Origin of the sequence: Phytoactinopolyspora endophytica (assembly GCF_004138495.1) — a bacterium.
GTDB classification, from domain to species: Bacteria; Actinomycetota; Actinomycetes; order Jiangellales; family Jiangellaceae; genus Phytoactinopolyspora; species Phytoactinopolyspora endophytica.
Map to the genome: position 1 here is coordinate 46,028 of NZ_ML142867.1, position 1,843 is coordinate 47,870.

At 67.6% G+C, this 1,843-nt stretch carries 2 protein-coding genes; both read right to left on the reverse strand.

Features of this window, described 5'->3' with window-relative positions; genetic code table 11:
* Window positions 1-304 (reverse strand): molybdopterin cofactor-binding domain-containing protein (locus ELR45_RS42200; RefSeq protein WP_205857400.1); only part of this gene is annotated, 304 nt, incomplete at its 3' end.
* A gap of 2 nt (window positions 305-306) precedes the next feature.
* Window positions 307-1,686 (reverse strand): xanthine dehydrogenase family protein molybdopterin-binding subunit, encoded by a 1,380-nt coding sequence (locus tag ELR45_RS27950; protein WP_129669252.1) that lies wholly within the window; start codon window positions 1,684-1,686, stop codon window positions 307-309.
* Window positions 1,687-1,843 lie beyond the last annotated feature (157 nt).

The window sequence follows — 1,843 nt, forward strand, 5'->3', positions numbered from 1 at the left end:
CCGCCATGATGACGGCGTTGCCGACGCGGTGGGTCCCGCGACTGGCGAACGTGCCCATGCAGTGCGGGCCGGTGTCGGTGTCGGCGGTGTCGACGATGATGTCCTCCATCGGCATGCCGAGGGTCTCGGCGGCGCACTGTGCCGCGATGGTCTTGAGCCCCTGGCCGAGGTCGACCGAGGACAGGCTGATGACGAAGCCGCCCATGGTCGTGGCGTGGATCAGTGCCTGGGAGGGGTCACCGCCCAGGTTCATCCCCGTGGGGTAGTTGACCGACGCGTATCCGCGTCCACGCAAGATGGTCATGATCAGGCTCCTCTCGGGGTGGACGACGACATGGCCAGGTACTCCGCGGGCAGCTCGTGACCCACGAGAGCGGCGGCCCGTTGAATGACCTCGATAAGGGCGGTGCCGGAGGCGACCTTGCGGTGCGCCTTCAACTCCCCGTCGCGATAGGCGTTGCGCAACCGCAGCTGCAGGGGATCCATGTCGAGCGCCCGCGCGATCCGGTCCATCTGGGACTCGATGGCGAAGTCGGCGATCGTCACACCGAAGCCGCGCATGGCGCTCGACGGCGTGCGATTGGTGTAGACGCAGTGGCAGTCGGCGTAGACGTTGGGGATCGTGTACGGGCCGGGCAGGTGCGCGGCGGCCTTGGTGGTGCCGTACGGCGTGTGCCGGGAATATGCGCCCGAGTCGACGTAGAGCATGATCTTGCGGGCGACGATGCGACCGTCGTCCATGACGCCGTCCTTGATGTAGATACGCTCGGCCGCCCGCGGTGAGGAAACCTGCATCTCCTCCTCACGCGTGTAGACGAACTTGACCGGCCGGTTGGTCAACATCGCGGCGAGGCAGGCCAACGGCTCGACCATCACGTCCACCTTGCCTCCGAAGCCGCCGCCGACGGTTCCGCCCTTGACCTGGAGGTCGGTGAACGGACGGTCGAGGATCAGGGCGGTGTTATCGAGGGTGAAGAAGGCGGCCTGCGTGTTGCTGTGGATGAGGAGTCGGCCGTCGCTCTGGGGGACGACCACGCACCCGGTCGTCTCGGTCGCGGCGTGCTCGATGGGCGCCGAGCTGTAGCGCCAGTCGAAGATGTGGTCGGCCTGGGCGAACCCTTCCTCGACGTCCCCGAAGCGGATCCGACGGGCGTGGTGGCCCTCGTAGACGAAGTAGTTCGTCCCGGCCTTCTTGATCACCGGTGCGTCCTGCGCCATCGCCTCTTCGACGTCGAGCACGGCGGGTAGCTCGCGGTAGGAGACCCGGACCTTGCTGGCTCCCTCGACGGCGGCGCTCTCGGAGTCGGCGACGACGGCGACGATCGGCTCGCCGGCGTAGATCACGCGGTCCTCGGCCAGCACCGGCTCGTCGTTGGGCTCGATCCCGATGAGCCGGAGCACGGTGTACCAGTTCGCCGGCACGTCCTGGTGGGTGATGACCCGCAGGACACCCGGGACCTCGAGCGTCTCGGAGCAGTCGACGCTCTCGATGAGCGCATGGTGGTGGGGGGAGCGGTGGATCTTGACGTGCGCGAGGTCCGGGAAGGTCCTGTCCTCGAAGAACTCCGTGCGTCCGGTCACGTGCCCGAGCGCGTCGGAGCGCTGGACGGTCGTCCCGATGACGTTGAAGTCGGACGTGCGCTCGTCCTTGAAGAACTCGGTGTCGATCGCGTTGATGTGGGCCATCAGCGGGTCCCCCTGTCGGCTACTGTGTCAGCCACTGGGTCGGTCACCGCGTCGGGAGGCACAGCGTCGCCCAGGCGGCGTCGCCGACGCTCGGCGGCATCGAGGATGGCGGTGACGATCGGCTCGTAGCCCGTACAGCGGCACACGTTCCCGCTGA

Excerpts from the sequence above, each read along its gene's own strand:
- ELR45_RS27950 (WP_129669252.1), bottom strand. The coding sequence starts at position 1,686 with ATGGCCCACATCAACGCGATCGACACCGAGTTCTTCAAGGACGAGCGC.